This is a genomic window from Streptomyces sp. NPDC054834 (genome assembly GCF_053611185.1).
In genome coordinates, this window is the sequence record NZ_JBSGZV010000007.1 from 40,711 (window position 1) to 58,389 (window position 17,679).

13 protein-coding genes and 1 other RNA gene are annotated in these 17,679 nt (G+C 70.3%); 8 read left to right on the top strand and 6 right to left on the bottom strand.

Features of this window, described 5'->3' with window-relative positions; translation table 11 throughout:
- Positions 1-101 precede the first annotated feature (101 nt).
- Both ssrA and ACWGJM_RS12005 read left to right on the top strand, forming a co-directional pair.
- Positions 102-487, top strand: a transfer-messenger RNA (tmRNA) gene (gene ssrA, locus ACWGJM_RS12000).
- 92 nt (positions 488-579) lie between these two features.
- A complete protein-coding gene (locus ACWGJM_RS12005) occupies positions 580-1,905 on the top strand; it encodes a hypothetical protein (protein WP_453411541.1) in 1,326 nt (441 codons plus the stop codon).
- Positions 1,906-2,353: 448 nt separating this feature from the next.
- Here ACWGJM_RS12005 and ACWGJM_RS12010 read toward each other — a convergent pair whose 3' ends face one another.
- The 6 genes from ACWGJM_RS12010 to ACWGJM_RS12035 all read right to left on the bottom strand — a co-directional run bounded on the left by ACWGJM_RS12010 (position 2,354) and on the right by ACWGJM_RS12035 (position 10,151).
- On the bottom strand, positions 2,354-3,364 hold the full coding sequence (locus tag ACWGJM_RS12010) for a LacI family DNA-binding transcriptional regulator (RefSeq protein WP_453411542.1): 1,011 nt from the start codon (positions 3,362-3,364) through the stop codon (positions 2,354-2,356).
- Entirely contained in the window at positions 3,364-5,613 is a 2,250-nt protein-coding gene (gene yicI / locus ACWGJM_RS12015) for an alpha-xylosidase (RefSeq protein ID WP_453411543.1), read from the bottom strand. The genes ACWGJM_RS12010 and yicI overlap by 1 nt, the downstream gene beginning before the upstream one ends.
- Positions 5,614-5,638: 25 nt before the next feature.
- A complete protein-coding gene (locus ACWGJM_RS12020) occupies positions 5,639-6,463 on the bottom strand; it encodes a carbohydrate ABC transporter permease (protein ID WP_453411544.1) in 825 nt (274 codons plus the stop codon).
- Positions 6,460-7,434, bottom strand: a complete 975-nt coding sequence (locus tag ACWGJM_RS12025; protein WP_453411545.1) for a carbohydrate ABC transporter permease — start codon at positions 7,432-7,434, stop codon at positions 6,460-6,462. Before ACWGJM_RS12025 ends, ACWGJM_RS12020 begins: the two co-directional genes overlap by 4 nt.
- Positions 7,431-8,723 carry an ABC transporter substrate-binding protein gene (locus ACWGJM_RS12030; RefSeq protein WP_453411546.1) on the bottom strand — a complete coding sequence of 431 codons (1,293 nt, stop codon included), beginning with the start codon at positions 8,721-8,723 and terminating at the stop codon, positions 7,431-7,433. Before ACWGJM_RS12030 ends, ACWGJM_RS12025 begins: the two co-directional genes overlap by 4 nt.
- A gap of 168 nt (positions 8,724-8,891) precedes the next feature.
- Positions 8,892-10,151: an MFS transporter gene (locus ACWGJM_RS12035; RefSeq protein WP_453411547.1), complete on the bottom strand. Its 1,260-nt coding sequence runs from the start codon at positions 10,149-10,151 to the stop codon at positions 8,892-8,894.
- A gap of 83 nt (positions 10,152-10,234) precedes the next feature.
- On the opposite strand from ACWGJM_RS12035, the gene ACWGJM_RS12040 reads away from it, so the two are divergent.
- From ACWGJM_RS12040 to ACWGJM_RS12065, 6 genes are all read left to right on the top strand, one after another.
- On the top strand, positions 10,235-11,218 hold the full coding sequence (locus tag ACWGJM_RS12040; RefSeq protein ID WP_453411548.1) for a LysR family transcriptional regulator: 984 nt from the start codon (positions 10,235-10,237) through the stop codon (positions 11,216-11,218).
- Between the two features lie 153 nt (positions 11,219-11,371).
- Positions 11,372-12,337 (top strand): translation initiation factor IF-2, encoded by a 966-nt coding sequence (locus ACWGJM_RS12045; RefSeq protein WP_453411549.1) that lies wholly within the window; start codon positions 11,372-11,374, stop codon positions 12,335-12,337.
- A gap of 263 nt (positions 12,338-12,600) precedes the next feature.
- A complete protein-coding gene (locus tag ACWGJM_RS12050) occupies positions 12,601-14,745 on the top strand; it encodes a glycosyltransferase (RefSeq protein WP_453411758.1) in 2,145 nt (714 codons plus the stop codon).
- Positions 14,742-15,932, top strand: coding sequence for an acyltransferase family protein (locus tag ACWGJM_RS12055; RefSeq protein ID WP_453411550.1), 1,191 nt, complete (start codon positions 14,742-14,744; stop codon positions 15,930-15,932). Before ACWGJM_RS12050 ends, ACWGJM_RS12055 begins: the two co-directional genes overlap by 4 nt.
- Positions 15,933-16,099: 167 nt before the next feature.
- Positions 16,100-16,849 carry a hypothetical protein gene (locus tag ACWGJM_RS12060; RefSeq protein ID WP_453411551.1) on the top strand — a complete coding sequence of 250 codons (750 nt, stop codon included), beginning with the start codon at positions 16,100-16,102 and terminating at the stop codon, positions 16,847-16,849.
- 145 nt (positions 16,850-16,994) lie between these two features.
- The gene (locus ACWGJM_RS12065; RefSeq protein WP_453411552.1) at positions 16,995-17,654 is read left to right on the top strand and encodes a hypothetical protein; all 660 of its coding nucleotides are present in this window, start codon (positions 16,995-16,997) and stop codon (positions 17,652-17,654) included.
- Positions 17,655-17,679 lie beyond the last annotated feature (25 nt).

Below are 17,679 nucleotides of genomic sequence, written 5' to 3' on the forward strand. Positions count from 1 at the left end.
GGGAATAAGCTGGCGTCGTCGTGCGTTGGTCACGTACGATGGCACTGCACTCCACAGCGGGTGCGCATCCCCCTCCACGGAGGGGATTGAAAAATCAACATGGGGATGATCGGTTTCGACAGCGGCTGTCGAAGCAGGGGAAGCGTGTCGAGGAAGCGGCAATGATCTCGTAAACCATATGTCGCAAAAAATAATCGCCAACACCAAGCGCGATTCCTCCTCGTTCGCCCTCGCTGCCTAATTAGCAGCTAGCGAACTCTCACAGGAGTGTCAGCCCGGGGCTGTTCCCGACCCGGATCCTGGCATCAGCTAGGGGACTAAACCTTGATCCCGGTCACGGGGTGAAGAGGGAAACCAAACAGTGACTGAGCCCGTCGGAGACTTGTCCGCGTGATCTCCGGGGCCGAGAAAATCGAAGCGGACTGCACACGGAGAAGCCCTGATTCCGCACCGTTGGACGCGGGTTCGATTCCCGCCATCTCCACTCATCCCATGTGGCCAAGGCCCTGTCGCTTTCGAGCGGCGGGGTCTTTGTCGTGTACATCTTCATGGATCCCATACTTCGGAGGCGTCCAGACCGTGCGGCAGCAGTCCGGCCCCTACTTCGAGAAGTACGACGCCGACTTCGGGTTCAGCGGCCTGACCGAGTCGTTCGCCCTGTCGACGCCACCCGGCACGGCGGAGGCGGCACTCGCACTCGTCACGGAGAAGCTCGCCGAGTACGAGTGCGACACGCCCGTCGACAAATCGGGCATCGAGCGGCTCGGCGAGGACGAACGCCACACCCTCGGGTTCGACGTGTTCCACGACGACTTCGGGTACGCCGAGGAGCTCCGCGCGGACCTGGGCAAGCTCCTGGACTCCCCGCTGTCCGACGAGGTGCTCCGCTCCGTGTGGCTCGCCGCCACGGGAGGCGTATGGGATCCGTGGGCGCACGGAACCGGCGCGCGCGACTGGCTCGCGCGGATGGACGCGACCTGCGTGGCCCGTCCGCCCCGGGCGGCGGTGGGCCGTGAACCGGGCCCCACGTGGTCGTACTGGCGCCTGCCGGCCGTCGAAACCGTCCGGGACGCGATCCTGGCGGAGATCCGGGCATCCGCCGGCGAACTTCCCGGCCTGGCGCCGGCGCTCGAGGAGGTCGCCACCCGCGCCGACCTCGATCTCGGGTTCCGGCTCTATCTGCGCGCGCTCAAGACGGCGGCCGTGCCGGTCCTGGAGGAGCGCTGCAAGAGGTTCTGCGACCTCGGCGAACCGTTCGGACATCCCTTCCAGGTCGTCTACGGGGGGCTCACCGTCGTGTGGCGGCCCCTGGAGGCCGCGCGGCGTCTCTTCGACGAAGACTTCGGGTTCTCCGAACTCGCCCGGCAATTCGACCCGATGTGGGAGCGGTGCGTCCCGGTGCCCGAACTCCTCCACCAGACCGTCACCGCCGACGGCTATCGCATCCCCGGCGTCCAGGCGCTCGTACTGTGGGAGGACACTGTCCGGCTGCTCCGGTCCCCGCTGTCCGGCGACACGATCACCACGGTCTGGGCCGCCGCGTCGAAGACCGACCCCGGCCGCTTCGGAACCGACGGACCGGGCTGGCTGCGCCGGATCGCCGAGGCGTGCCGGGCCCGGCTCACCGAGGTCGCACGCGACGGCTCGTTCGAGGCCGACGACCACACGGTCGGCGTCAGCAGCGTCGCGGTCGAAGGCATCTTCGAAAAGCAGCCCGGCGCCACCCTGGCCGCCCGCGTCGACGGTCCCTCCGCGAGCACCGCCATCCAGGACGGCTCCGGAAACTGGGAGTGGCCGACCCTCACCGGCGTCGTCATCCTCGCGTTCACGGCCTGGCGGATCCGTACGATCCGGGGCCTGCTGGCCCTGCGCCGAATCGCACGGATCGCTGCCGTGCCAGCCTGACCAAGCGTAGCGGTCTGATCGCCGACGGTCACGGCGGCGGTGTGCGATCCGCTAACCTTGCGTTGTGACGCGCCCGATGGGTGCGTCCTCCCTTCACACCGGGCCCCGTCCCCTCGGGGCCCGGCCCGACGAGAGCGGTCCCGGGACCCTGTAAGGCCGCCTCACGTCGAAGGGAGACGCCTCCAGACGGGGTGTCACCGTGAGCAAGAGCCGACTCTCGTCACCCGGCTGATCCGGCGCCTGCCGGAGCGGGCGGCAAGGCACGTGAGGAGGTGGCTGCTCTGGTGGCTCAGCAAGTAGCCGGATGTCCCCATACAGGGTGGGGGCATCCGGCAAGCTCCTGCTGAGCTTGGGCCTCCGCGCGGATTACCGGTCCGATGCGGGGGCCCTCCTTGCGTCCAAGTACAGCACACAGAGCGCCTCGACGGCACCAAGGACCGACGACTCTTCACCCGAGCGCCCGCGGCGCCGTGCTCGCCCGGTCGGTCATCCGGGGCGGTAGCAGTGTCGCCTCGGGTACGGCGGTTCCGTCCAGCTTCTTCATCAGCAGCCGCACCGCCCGCTCGCCCACCTCGGCGGAGGGCAGGGCGACGGAGGTGACGGGAACCCGGACGGACTCGGCGAGTTCGTCCGGGCAGATGGCGGTGATCGAGAGGTCGCCGGGGACACGGAGGCCGAGTTGCTCGAAGGCGTCGATCAGCGGCTCCAGGATCGGCTCGTTGTGGACGACGACCCCCGTCAACGCGGGCTGCTCCCGCAGCAGTTGCTCGGCGACCAGGCGGGCGGCCGCCGGCGAGGCCTTGCACGGGTGGACGGAGCTCGACAGCCCGCCGCGATCGGCGGCGGCCGTGAACCCCTGGACGACCCGCTGGGCGAACGCCGTCCCCCGCACGTACACCTCCGGCGGCGACCCCACCAACGCCACCACCCGGTGTCCGAGCCGCGCCAGATGCTCCACGCATGCCTCGCCGGCCGCCTTGAAGTCGAGGTCGATACAGGTCAGCCCGTCCGCCTCGGCGGGGAACCCGATCAGCACGGACGGCCGGTCCAGCGAGCGCAGCAACGGCAGCCGGGGATCGTGGAGTTGGACGTCCATCACGATCAGGGCGTCGACAAGAGCCGTGTCCGCGACTCTGCGCAGGCCCTCCTCGCCCTCCTCCTGCGTGAGGAGCAGCACGTCATGGTCGTGCCGGCGCGCCGTCGTCACCACGGACACCGCGAACTGCATGACCACCGGGACGTGGATGCCGGCCCGTAAGGGGATCACCAGCGCCAGGACGTTCGACCGGCTGCTGGCCAGGGCCCGGGCGCCCGCGTGCGGCCGGTAGCCCAGCTCGTGGATGGCCGCCTCGACCCGCTGCCGGGTCTCCTCGGAGATGGGGCGCTTGCCGCTGAGCGCGTAGGAGACGGTGCTGGGGGAGACCCCGGCATGCCGCGCCACATCGGTGATCTTCACCATCAGCCCATCTCCAGCGTGAGAAACCCGGTACCGGCCTGCGCCCGAGCCGTCCGCTCCCCGGCCGCCAGCGCCCACGGCGCCACCGGATCACTGCACGAGGCCCGCAGCGTGTCCCCTTCGCGTACGACGGTGAAGGTCACGTCCCCGACCGGCACCGTCACCTGCGCGCCCCGCGCCGGCGCGTACGCCCGCAGCGTGACCCCGTCGGCGTGGTCGTAGTCGGGCCGGTCCGCCACCGCCCCCACCGGGATCACCGCCCCCGGCCGGACCAGCAGCGGCACGCTCGAGAACCCGTGCCGCTCGCGCACCCAGCGCGGCCCGGTCACCGTCCGCCCGCTCAGGAAGTGGGTCCAGGTGCCCTCGGGCACGTAGTAGGTCACGTCCCCCTCGTCGCTGAACACCGGCGCCACCAGCAGGTCCGGCCCGAGCATGTACTGCCGCTCCAGGTGCGCGCACCCGGGATCGTCCGGGAACTCCAGCACCATCGCCCGCATCACCGGCACGCCCTCGGCATGAGCGGCACGGGCGGCCTCGTACAGGTAGGGCATCAGGCTCAGCTTCAGGCGGGTGAAGAGCCGCAGCACGTCCACGGACTCCTCGTCGAACAGCCACGGCACCCGGTACGACGAGGACCCGTGCAGCCGGCTGTGCGAGGACAGCAGCCCGAAGGCCAGCCACCGCTTGAACAGCGCGGCCGTCGGCGTGCCCTCGAAGCCGCCGATGTCATGGCTCCAGTAGCCGAACCCCGACAGCCCGAGCGACAGCCCGCCGCGCAGCGACTCGGCCATCGACTCGTACGTGGCCTCGCAGTCGCCGCCCCAGTGCACGGGGAACCGCTGGCTGCCCGCGGTCGCCGAGCGGGCGAAGACCACCGCCTCGCCCTCGCCCCGGTGCTTGCGCAGCACCTCGAAGACCGTGCGGTTGTAGAGGTAGGTGTAGTAGTTGTGCATCCGCTCCGGGTCGGAGCCGTCCGACCAGGCCACGTCGACCGGGACCCGCTCGCCGAAGTCGGTCTTGAAGCAGTCGACGCCCTGCGCGAGCACCGCCTCCAGCTTCGCCGCGTACCAGTCGCGTGCGGCCGGGCTGGTGAAGTCGACCAGCGCCATGCCCGGCTGCCACAGGTCCCACTGCCACACGCTGCCGTCCGGCCGCCGCAGCAGGTGCCCGAGCGCCTTGCCCTCGGCGAACAGCGGGGAGCGCTGGGCGATGTAGGGGTTGATCCACACGCAGACGCGCAACCCCTTGTCCTTCAGCCGGGCCAGCATCCCCTCGGGGTCGGGGAAGACCCGGGGGTCCCACCGGAAGTCGCACCAGTTGAACTCGCGCATCCAGAAGCAGTCGAAGTGGAAGACCGACAGCGGGAGTTCCCGCTCCCGCATGCCGTCGATGAACGACGTCACCGTCTCCTCGTCGTACGACGTGGTGAACGACGTCGACAGCCACAGCCCGAAGGACCACGCGGGCGGCAGAGCCGGGCGCCCGGTGAGGGCGGTGTACTTGCGCAGGATGTCCTTCGGGGTCGGCCCGTGGATCACGTAGTACGTCAACTGCTGCGACTCGACGCTGAACTGGACCCTGGACACCGCCTCCGAGCCGACCTCGAAGGACACCTTGCCCGGGTGGTCGACGAAGACGCCGTAGCCCGCGTCCGTGAGGTAGAAGGGCACGTTCTTGTACGCCTGCTCGGTCGCCGTGCCGCCGTCGGCGTTCCAGATGTCGACGACCTGCCCGTTCTTCACCAGGGGCCCGAACCGCTCCCCGAGGCCGTACACACTCGTCCCCACACCGAGCCCCAGTTGCTCCCGCAGGTAGTGGGCACCGGTCCCGTCCCGCATGATGCCCATGCCCTTGGGGCCGCTGGAGGTGAGGACGCGGCCGTGGGCGAGGAAGTCGACGTGCCAGGGTCCGGTGCGGGCCAGCCGGACCGACAGCGCGCCGGAGGTGAGGGTCGCGTGCTCCTCGTCGTACTCGGTGTGGGCCGCGACCTCCGTCCCGGTGAGCTCGAACTCGGGTCCGTGCGGCTGCTCCCCGTCGAAGTGGGTGAGGGTCACGCCGATGACGTCGGGCATCGGCGTGTGCGCGGTGATCGTCACGACCGGTCCCTTCAGCAGGTCGCCGCGGTGGCGGATGGGCTGGGTCGGCGCGTGGATCTCCAGCCCGCCGTCCGGGGCGGTGACGTCGAGGACCTCGACCGGGTGGGCCGCGGTGACACCCTCGCGCAGCAGCCAGTAGCCGTCGGTGAACTTCACGCGCACTCCTCTTTGCTGGTCGCCTTCACTTGACCGCGCCCACGGCGATGCCGCGGGTGAGCGTCCGCTGGAAGACGAGGAAGAAGACGATCGCGGGCAGCACGCCCAGCAGGGCCGCCGCGTTGGTCATCGTGGCGTCCATCAGGCGCTGGCCCTGGAGCACGCCGAGCGCCACCGACACGGTCTGGTTGTCGTTGGAGATCAGCATGACCAGGGGGAGCAGGAACTCGTTCCAGGTCCAGATGAAGAAGAACACCAGCAGGACCCCGAGGGTGGGGCGGCTGACCGGGACCACGATCCGCCACAGCACCTGCCACTTGTTCGCGCCGTCGATCCGGGCGGCCTCGATGATCTCGCGCGGGAACTGCCCGAGGACCGAGGAGAGGAGATACGTGCCGAAGGCCGCCTGGATCACCGTGAACACGATGATCACGCTGAGCCGGGTGTCGTACAGGCCCATCTGCTTGCTCAGGTAGTAGACCGGGTAGACCAGCGCCTCCTGCGGCAGCATGTTCGCGAGGACGAAGAAGGCCAGCACCCAGGTGCGGCCCCTGATCCGGCCGATGCCGATCGCGTACGCGTTGAGCACCGACAGGACCGCGGCGAGAACGGCCACCGAGCCGCTGATCAGCACGGAGTTGACCAGCTTCTGTCCATAGTCGACCCGCTGCCAGAAGTCCTTCAGGCCGTCCAGGTAGAGGCCGTCGGGCAGGCTGAGCGGGCCGTGCGCGGAGTACTCGGCCGGTGACTTGACCGCGTTCACGGCCACGATCACGAACGGCACCACCATGAACAGGGCGGCGAGGCACAGGGCCACCAGCACCGGGTAGCGGCGTAGGACGGCGGTCATGCGCGGATCCCTTCCTCGGCGTCCTCGGCACGGGTCTGGAGTCTCAGGCCGATCAGGGAGAGGGCCAGGATGATCACGGTGAGGACGGTGGAGATCGCGGCGCCGTAGCCGACCTGGGTCTTCTCGAAGAAGGTGGAGAAGGAGAAGTACGACGGCACGTCCGTCGCCCCGCCCGGACCGCCCTTGGTCAGCACGTACACCGCGCCGAACACCTTCAGTGCGGCGATCGTGCACCAGGTCAGCACGACATAGGTCTCCGGGCGGATCTGCGGCAGCGTGATGTGCCAGAAGCGGCGCCACCAGCCGGCGCCGTCCAGCTCGGCCGCCTCGTACAGCTGCGGGTCGACGCGCTGGAGCCCCGCCATGAAGACGACCAGCGGGAAGCCGATCTGCACCCACACCATCACGCCCATGACGCTGTACAGCGCGATGTCCGGATCGCCGAGCCAGTCCTGCTGCCACGATCCCAGGCCGACCGCCTTCAGCAGTTCGTTGAGGGAGCCGTTGTCGGGGGCGAGGATCCAGCTCCAGACGATCCCGGCGACCGCGATGGGCAGCACCTGCGGAAGGTAGAAGCAGGCGCGCAGCACCGCGGCGACCTTGCTGCCGAAGTGCTTGCCGATGTAGTCGAACAGGGCGGCGGCCAGGACGAGACCGAGCGCCGTCGGTACGGCCGCCATGGCGACGACCATGAACAGGCTGTGCCGGAAGGACGCCCAGAACTCCGAGTCGTCCATCAGCTCCCGGTAGTTGGCGAGCCCGGCCCACTTCGGGCTGCCGACGCCCTGCCAGTCGGTGAAGCTCACGCCCGTGTTCATCAGGAACGGCACGACGATGACCGCTAGGAAGGCGAGGATCCCGGGGAGCAGGAAGAGAGCGTACGAGTCGCGGGTACGGGGGCGGCGCGGGCCGGCGTGGGTGTGCTTGCTCTTGCCGACGGCCCGCGTGCCCCGTTCGACGGTGACCGTCATTGCTTCGGGGCGCCCTTGTCGTACGCCTGTTGCAAGGCGTCGAGATAGCCGTCCGGCTTCTCGTTGCCCGTCATCAGCTTCTGCGTCTCGGAGACCAGGACGTCGTAGAAGCCGTTCACCGGCCAGTCCGGGTAGAAGGCCAGGCCGTCCTTCTGGCTGAGCGTGTTGAAGTCGGTGATGAGCTCCTTGGACTTCGGGTCCGTGATGGCGGACGTGTCGGCCGCGACCGGGACGCCGCCCTTGTTGCCGAGCAGGTTCTGGATCTTCTTCGACATGGTGATGTCGATGAAGTCGTAGGCGAGGTCCTTGTTCTTGGCGTTCTTCGGGACCACCCAGAGGTTGCCGCCGGAGCCCAGCGTCAGGTTCGAACCGGGCCACAGGGTGCTGTCCCAGTCGAACTTGGCCTCCGTCCGGAAGCGGCCGTACCACCAGCTGCCGGAGAACAGGATCGGCGCCTTGCCCTGGATGAAGGAGACGCCCGCGTCCTCGGCCTTGGTGCTGGTGGACTTCTCGCTGATGTAGCCCTTCTTCACCCAGTCGGCGAAGGTCTCCGCCGCGTACGTCCAGGCCGCGTCATGGAAGTCGGTCCTGCCCTTGTACAGCTCGTACGTGTCGACCCAGGAGCGGTCGGCCTTGGAGAGGGCCAGCTGGTAGAGGTACTGCTGGGCGATGTACTCGGCGCCGCCGTTGGCGAGCGGGGTGACGCCCTTCTTGACGAAGGCGTCCATGGCGGCCGTGAGCTCGTCGAACGTCTTCGGCTCGGCGATCTTGTACTTCTCGAAGAGGTCCTTGTCGTAGTAGACCATCGTGTACTCGGCGTAGTCCGGCACGCCGTACCACTTGCCGGAGCCCATGACCCCGTCGGTGTCGTACATGCTGGTCGTGCGCACACCGGCGCTGAGTTTCTTGTCCCAGCCGCGCTTGGTGGCCTCGGCGGTCAGATCGGTCAGCAGGCCCTGCTTCGACAGCTGGCCCGCGGTCGCGTTGCCCTTGTTGTACTCCATGATGTCGGGCGCGTCCGAGGAGTTCAGGACCATGGGCGCCGTCTTCTGGATCTGTTCGAAGCCCTTCTCCTCGAACTTCACCTTCACGCCCGGGTGCTTGGCCTCGAACTCCTTGATGGCCTCGTTCCAGGCCTGGCCCATCGCGCTGTCGGGCGCCTCGTAGTGCCAGAGCCGGAGCGTCTTGCCGTCGGACGCGCCGCTGTCCGAGTCGCCGCAGGAGGCCAGGACCAGTGATCCGGAGAGGACCACCGCCGCGGCCGCCGCCCGCCTTCGTGCCGTCAACATCCAGTGCCTCCAGGGGAGTCGGAGTCGGATGGTTCTCGGGGCCGGACGGCCGGGGTGCGGTCGTCCGGTGCCACGCAGCGTTCATCGGCTCGGCGGTTCGTCGAATCGATTCTGTGCGTGGCGTCGAAGCGCTTCGACGGGGGAAGGTACGTGTGGGCTCCGGGAGCGTCAATGGGTCTGACGGGAATTGCTGCAAGCGGTTCGACGGAGCGAACGAAGAGCGTTCCCCGCCGCATTGATCAACAGGGCGGTCACGGCCGCCGCGACCGGCGCCGCGAAGGCCGCCGTCGGAGTGGTGTGCTCGGCAGCCCAGCCCCCGGCCGCCGAGCCGCAGGCTATGCCGGTGAGCAGGGCGGTGACGACCAGGCTCATGCCCTCGTTGAGACGGTCCCCGGGGGTGCGGTCCTGGACCAGGGTCATCGCGGTCACCATCGTCGGGGCGGTCGCCATGCCCGCCGCCGGCAGGGCCACCGCGAGCGCCGGAAGCGTGCCTGCCGTGCGGGCGGCGAGCAGCGGCAGGAACATCAGCGCGGCCATGGCCAGCAGACACCACGGCAGCCGGCGCTCCGCAGGCCCGCCCGGCTTCCGCGCCCCGTACAGCAGCCCCGCCGCGCAGGAACCCGCCGCCTGGAGCGCGAGCACGACCCCGGCCGCCGAGCGGTGGCCCTGGGCGTCGGCGTACGCGATCGTGACCACCTCCATCGAGCCGAACACCGCGCCGGTGGCCACGAAGCACGCCAGCAGCAGCGGTATGCCGGGGGTGCGCAGTGGCGACGCGGCCTTCGTACGCGCCCGCGGCGGCGGCTCCGTCGACCGCTGCGCCGCGAACAGCAGCACTCCGGTCAGCAGCAGCCCCCCGCCCACGAGCGTGCCCGCCTCCGGGAAGAACGTGCCGGTCAGGAAGGACGCCAGGACCGGGCCCAGCATGAAGCACAGCTCGTCGGCGGCCTGCTCGAAGGAGTTCGCGGTGTGCAGGGCCTCGGGGTCGTCCCGCAGCAGGTGGGCCCAGCGCGCCCGGGACATGCCGCCGATGTTGGGGACGGTGGCGGTCGCGGCGTACGCGGCGAACAGGGTCCAGTCCGGTGCGTCCAGGCGCACGCACAGCAGCAGGGCGAGGCCGCCCAGCACGGCGGTGACCGTGGCCGGCACGGCGACCCGGGCCTGCCCGTACCGGTCGACGAGCCGGGCGATCCAGGGCCCGGCCACCCCGGTCGCCGCGAGACCGGTCGCGGTGACGGCGCCGGCGAGTGCGTACGAGCCCCGTGACCCGGCGATCATGACGACCGCGCTCACACCGAACATGCCCATCGGCAGGCGGGCGATCAGGTTGCCGGTGGTGAAGGCGCGGGTGCCGGGGTGGGTGAACAGGCGGCGGTAGGGGCCGGGGCGGACGGGCGCGGGGGTTTCCTCGATGGTTGATTGCGGCATGGCTCAACCGTCGCCCGGAGTGGATCACGGGGTCCAACACCTGATTGCCACCGATTCACGCATCCCTGTTGTAAGTTCGCCCGGTGCCCACTCCCGCCCACCTCGACCCCCGCCTCCTGCGCGCCTTCGCCACCGTCGCCGAGGAACTGCACTTCACCCGCGCCGCGTCCCGCCTGTACGTCGCCCAGCAGGCCCTCAGCCGTGACGTGCGGCGCCTCGAACGGGAGCTGGGCGCCGAGCTGTTCGTCCGCACCACCCGGCAGGTCGCGCTGACCGCCGACGGCGAGCGCCTGCTGCCGCTCGCCCGGCGGGTCCTCGCCGCCCAGGACGACCTGCTCGCCGCCTTCGGACAGGCCCGCCCCCTCCTGGTCGACCTCAACTCCCCGAACCTGGACACCGGCCGGCGCGTGCTGCACCGGGCGCGGGAACTCGCCCCCGACCACGAGCTGATGGCCCGCTACGAGAGCGGGCTCACGGGGGCGGCGGCCGAGCTGCTCGCCGGGCGTCTGGACGTCTCGTTCGGCCGGTTCGCGGGCCTGGACCCGGCGCTGCGGGCCGGGCTGGACCAGCAGCTCGTACGGTACGAGCCGATGGCGGTCGTGCTGCCCGAGGCGCACCGGCTGGCGCCGCTGGCGGCGGTACCGCTGCACGCGCTGGCGGGCGAGACCGTGTACGCCGGGGCGGGCAACGCGCGTACGCCGGAGTGGACCGACCTGGCCCACCGCCTCTTCGCCGGACGCGGCATCGAGGTCGCGCCACCGGCGCCGCTGGCCGTGGGTGAGGAGGAGTTCCAGCGGCTCATGGCGAAGACCGGTAACCCGGTGCTCGCGGTGACCGGCTTCTCCGCCCTGCCGCGCACGGTGGTGCGGCCGCTCGTCGACCCCGTCCCGCTGTCGCCCGTGTCGCTGGTGTGGCGCAGAGGGCTCGCGCATCCCGCGTTCGACGCGGTTCGACGGGCCGCGGCGGAACTGGCCGCCGAACGGGGGTGGTTGAGGCGACCCGAAAGCGCATGGATTCCAGCCATCGATGAATCGATCACTGAATCGGTCACTTCCGTTCACCATTGAAACTTCCGAGGTCCCCGACCCGCGTCGGCGCTACGTTCGGGACAGCCGAGCACGGTGAGACAGGGGGGCGCTCGGACCGGTGGGGGCCGGGTCCGACGGCGCGGGCTCGGAGTCGTATGCGCACCCGGAAACACTCCCGTGGGGGGAACGCAGGTGCGCGCGAAGAAGTGGCCGGAAAACACCCGGACGGAATGGCCCGATGCCGAACTCGGGGCCCAGGGCCTGCCGGTGACCGGGAACGACATCCAGAGCTTCCCGGAGACCGGAACGACGGACGTCCTCCCGGGCGGGGCGGTGCCCGACGCGGGGCCGACCGAAATGCTGCCCGCGGTGCGAGTCACCGGAACGGCCGGGCCGTCGGCCCACGACCCGCACGCGCATGACCCGCTCGAGGTGACCGTCCAGCTCGACGCCGACCGGATCGCGGACGAACGTACACGCCTCGCCGAGCACGGACGTGCGCCGCGCGGCGGGGGCCAGGACCCTTCCGGCGGGCCGGTCTTCGTCGACGCGTCGGGCCGCCGCAGGCGCACCTTCCGCCGCCTCGGCATGTTCGCCGGCACCGCCTGCGCGGTCTACGCCGTCGTCATCGTCGCCACGCTCCTCTCCGGCAGCTCGGACGCGCCCTGGCTGCCCGTGCCCGGCCAGAACGAGGACAAGCCGGCCGGCCAGGTGGACATATCCCCTGCGCCCGCCGACTCCGCCCGGCCCTCCGGCCGCACCGGCGCCGCGCCCGCTACGGGCCCGAGGGTGCCCGGCGGCGCCGCCCCGTCGCCGGGCGGCAGCGCGGCCGCACCCGGCGCCACGGGGACCGCCAGGCAGCCGGGGGCCTCCGCCGACCCGCAGCCGACGGCGACGAACCCCACCTCCGGTGCGGGCAGTGCGGGCGGCTCCTCCCCGGACCCCGAGCCCACGGCGCCGACGCCCTCGACCACCCCGCCCACCCCGACCGGCCCGGCCGGCGGCTCCGTCAGCCCGTCGCCGTCCACGGGCGGCGACGGGGGCACGGGAATCGGTACGGGACCGGGCGGCGGAACAGGCACCGGAACCGGAACGGGCACGGTCGCCGACGGCCCGGTCGGACCGGCCCCGGCCGCCGCCTCCCCGACCTCCGTGTGACGGGGGCGGCACCTCTGATGACACCCCGCATCCGCCGTCCCGGAGCCGGAGCCGGAGCCGAAGCCGGAGCCGAAGCCGGAGCCGGAGCCGGAACCGGAACCGAGCCTGCATCCGCGCCCGAGCCCGCATCGGCATCCTCGCCCGAGTCCGCGCCCGAGCCCGCACCCGCACCCGCACCCGCGCCCACCCCTCGTGACCGCCCGCGCCGCCGCCTGCCCCTGCGCCTGCTGTTGCCCCTTCTCGTGCTCCTCGCCCTGATCGCGATGCTGATGCTGCGCGGCTATGTGCACAGCGAGATCCTCGCCGACCACCGCATCCGCCCCGAGGCCTCCACCGGCAAGGTGCCGGAGAAGATCCTCGACGGCGGCCCGGTCATCGACACCCGCGGCGGCCGCACCACCAGCCTGCGCGTCCCCGACCACCGCCTGGTCCTCACCTTCGACGACGGCCCCGACCCGACCTGGACCCCGCAGGTCCTGGACGTGCTGAAGAAGCACCACGCGCACGCGGTCTTCTTCGTCACCGGCACCATGACCTCCCGCTACCCGGACCTCGTCCGGCGCATGGTCGCCGAGGGCCACGAGGTCGGCCTGCACACCTTCAACCACCCGGACCTCGCCTACCAGTCCAGGAAGCGCATCGACTGGGAGCTGTCACAGAACCAGCTGGCGATCACGGGCGCGGCGGACATCCGTACGTCCCTCTTCCGCCCTCCGTACTCCTCCTTCGCCGACGCCATGGACGACAGGTCCTGGCCGGTGACCCGGTACATCGGCACCCGCGGCTACATCACGGTCGTCAACAACACCGACAGCGAGGACTGGCGCAAGCCCGGCGTCGCGGAGATCATCCGCCGGGCCACCCCGCACCACGGCAAGGGCGCGGTCGTCCTCATGCACGACTCGGGCGGCGACCGTCACCAGACGGTCCAGGCCCTCGACCGGTTCCTGCCCCTGCTCCAGAAACAGGGCTACACCTTCGACAACCTCACCGAAGCCCTGAACGCGCCCAGCGCCCACACCCCGGTCACCGGCCTCGACCTCTGGAAGGGCAAGGCGTGGATCTTCCTGGTCCAGGCCTCCGACGACATCACCGGCGCGATGGTGGCCGGCCTCGCGGTCGTCGGCGCCCTGGTCATCGGCCGCTTCGTCCTCATGTTCCTGCTCTCCGGCGCCCACGCCCGCCGGGTGCGCCGCCGCGGCTTCCGCTGGGGGCCGCCGGTCACCGAACCGGTGTCGGTGCTGGTCCCGGCGTACAACGAGGCCAAGTGCATCGAGAACACCGTCCGCTCCCTGACGGCGAGCGAACACCCGGTGGAGATCGTCGTCGTCGACGACGGATCGACCGACGGCACGGCCAGGATCGTCGAGGCGATGGACCTGCCCGGGGTCCGGGTGATCCGCCAGCGCAACGCGGGCAAGCCCGCGGCGCTCAACCGGGGCCTGGCGAACGCCAGTCACGACCTGATCGTGATGATGGACGGCGACACCGTCTTCGAGTCGTCCACGGTCGGGGAACTGGTGCAGCCCTTCGGCGACCCACGGGTGGGCGCGGTGGCCGGCAACGCGAAGGTCGGCAACCGGGACTCGCTCATCGGTGCCTGGCAGCACATCGAGTACGTGATGGGCTTCAACCTCGACCGCCGGATGTACGACATCCTGCGCTGCATGCCGACGATCCCCGGCGCCGTCGGAGCCTTCCGCCGGTCCGCCCTGGAACGGGTCGGCGGCATGAGCGACGACACGCTCGCCGAGGACACCGACATCACGATGGCCCTGCACCGGGACGGCTGGCGGGTGGTGTACGCGGAGAAGGCCCGCGCCTGGACCGAGGCCCCGGAGTCCGTCCAGCAGTTGTGGTCCCAGCGCTACCGCTGGTCGTACGGCACGATGCAGGCCATCTGGAAACACCGCCGGGCGCTGCTGGAACGCGGCCCCTCGGGTCGCTTCGGCCGGGTGGGCCTGCCCCTGGTCTCCCTGTTCATGGTGGTCGCCCCGCTGCTGGCCCCCCTGATCGACGTCTTCCTCCTCTACGGGATCGTCTTCGGCCCCACCCGGAGGACGATCGCGGCCTGGCTGGGCGTCCTGGCGGTCCAGGCCGTGTGCGCCGCGTATGCCTTCCGCCTGGACCGCGAACGCGTCACCCACCTGATCTCGCTCCCGCTCCAGCAGATCCTCTACCGCCAGCTCATGTACGTCGTACTCCTCCGGTCCTGGATCACGGCACTCACCGGGGGCCGCCTGCGCTGGCAGAAACTGCGGCGCACGGGAGTCGTCGAGGCGCCGAGCGGCGGCCGGGTGCCGGGTGACGGCCGGACGTCGGGTGACGGCCGGACGTCGGGAGGCGACCAGGTGCCGGGCCCGCGAACGCCCGGCACGAGCAGCAGTGATCGGAGGCCGGTGGCATGACCGGTACGGAAGCCGTCGCCCCCTCCTCCGTCGCCCGGAAACCGACCGTCGGCCGGGACCGCTACCTGGACCTCCTCCGCTCGATCGCCCTGGTCCGCGTGGTGGTCTACCACCTCTTCGGATGGGCGTGGCTGACGGTCCTGTTCCCCTCCATGGGCGTGATGTTCGCTCTGGCCGGCTCCCTGATGGCCCGCTCCCTGAACCGCCCGGCGCCGAAGGTGATCCGGGACAGGGTACGGAGACTGCTCCCGCCGCTGTGGGCGTTCAGCGCGCTGGCGCTGGCGCTGTTGTTCGCGGGCGGCTGGAACCCCGTGAAGGACCCGGACAACGGCGGCACCTGGGGCGTACTGAGCCTGGTGGACTACGTGATCCCCGTGGGCGCCCCTCCCTTCCCCTGGCACATCGGTTCCGAGTCCGGCCTGCTGGAGGACAGTTGGGCGGTGCAGGCGGTGGGTCCGCTGTGGTATCTGCGGGCGTACCTGTGGTTCGTGGCGGCGTCCCCGCTGCTGCTGTGGGCGTTCCGCAGGGCACCGTGGCCGACGCTGCTGGCCCCTCTGGGCCTGACGGCGGTCCTGGGCACCGGCCTGCTCACCATCCCCGGCGAAACGGGCAACGCGGTCACCGACTTCGCGGTGTACGGCGGCTGCTGGGTCCTCGGCTTCGCCCACCACGAGGGCGTGCTGCGCCGCGTTCCCCGCTACCTGGCCGTCTCCGCCTCGGCCCTGCTGATGTCCTTCGCCCTGTGGTGGGCGTCGGGCCACCTGGGCCCGGACGGCTGGGACCTCAACGACATCCCCCTGGCCCAGGCGAGCTGGTCCTTCGGCTTCGTAGTGGTCCTCCTCCAGTACTCCCCGTCCTGGCAGGAACTGCCGGGCCGCCTGCGCCGCTGGGACAAGCTCGTCACCCTCTCCAACAACCGCGCCGTCACCATCTACCTGTGGCACAACCTCCTGATCATGGCGACGGTCCCGATCATCGACCAGGCGTACGACCTCCCGTTCATGCAGAGTGACCACGCGGTGGCGGCACTGGACGCCACGTACATGCTCTGGATGTTCGCCCTGGTCTGGCCGCTGATCGCCCTGACCATCCTCGCCCTCGGCTGGATCGAGGACATCGCGGCGAGGCGGGCTCCTCGGTTGTGGCCGAACGGTGCGCATCGTGCGGGGTCTCGGCGAAGGCCCTGAAGCGGGGCGGCAGTTGGCCGGAGCGGGACGGGAACACGCTTGCGCGCGGCGGACGGTGTGGCGAAAGCTGGTGGGTGTGGGGCGGGGGATTCGGCTGGTTGCTGGTGCCCGTGATCCGGTGTCCGCCCGCCGACCGACCGACCCGATCCGAGGAGTGACACTCCCAGATGACGCAGCCTCCCGGCTGGCCACCGCCGCAGCAGCCGTACCCGGGGCCGTACTCACCACAGCCCCCCGCCCAGGCCCCCGGGCAGGTCCCCAACCCGTACGCGACACAGCCCGCTTACGGCGGACCCTACGGCGCGGGCCAGTACGGCGGAGGCGGCCAGTACGGCCCCTATCCACCCCCACCGCCACCTCCCGGAGGCGGCGCCCGCCACAAGAGGAAACTGGCCCTCATCGTGTCCGGCGCCGCGGCGGCCGTGCTCCTGATCGGCGGCGGCGTCTACCTCGCCACAAACGGCGGAGACAAGCCCAACAAGCCCTTGGCCCAGGCAAGCGAGTCCGCAACCGCGACCGACACACCGACGGACGACGCGCCCGACCAAAGCTCGGAGACCCCCTCTGACTCCTCCGACTCCTCGGACGAGGACACCGCCACGGCCCCCGCCACAGGCTTCCAGGGCCAGTGGCAGGACGACGCCAACAAAACGCTCACCATCGGCGAGAAGTACAACTCCGGCTCCTACAAGGGCAAATACGCCCTCTCCTACATCGACCCCGGCGGCGAGGGCATCCTCACCGGCCTCGGCATGGACCGCAGCGACGGCACCTTCCGCATGGTCCTCAAGCCCATGAGCACCGAGGGCACCAAGAAAGACGACTACCTCGCGGCCACGCTGAAGCGTTCGGGAGACAGCGTGAACATCAAGTGGGACGACGGAGGGAGCGACACGCTGGCGTACGTGGGCGAGTAAGAACTGCCTGATCGCCCTCGCTGTTGCAATGTCACGAGACGGCACCGACCCCGGGCCACACCAACCCGCTCTGGTGCCCCAACTGGCAGCCTCGATACCGTACCGACTGCTTCACCAACCCCGATCCCCCCACCAGGAGCCCACCGTGACCCGCCGCCCCCGCCTACTCACGACAGCCACCGCCGGCGCGATGGCCGCGCTTCTCCTTGCCGGTTGCGGCGGGGGTGGGGACGGCGGCTCGAAGGGCAACGACAAGATCGCGGGCGCGGACACGGGGGACTCGGCTTCGGCTTCGCCGAGCGCTTCGGCGTCTGCGGCTGCCGGACGTCCAAAGATCACTTTCCCGTCCGACGCCAAGAACGTCTTCGAGGACACGAAGACCGGTGATGCGACGAAAGATGCGGTCCTTGCGGACAGCGCTCTGAGCGTCAATTCCGTGGACGAGGCCATCTTCAAGGGAAGTGCGAGCACGAAGGCGCTTGGCTTCTACAACACCGGCAAGGCCCTTAGCTCGTCGATCACGTACGTGCGTGGATATATCGACGACAACGACACGTGGATCGGTGAGACCCGGTACTTCGACCGCAAGGTGACACTTTCAGGAGCGAAAGAGGCCTACGTCACCTATTGCTCTGATGAGAGCAAGTCCTTCATCAAGGACAAAAAGACGAAGAAGGTCGATAGGACGCCGACGACCGCGAACGCCTACGTGCTCTACCACACCACACTCGCCAGGAACGCCGACGGCGTCTGGCAGACCACCAACATCGTTTCGAACAGGGGGGACAAGGCGTGCCAGCCCTAAGAAAGTTGGCGAGGATCACGACGGT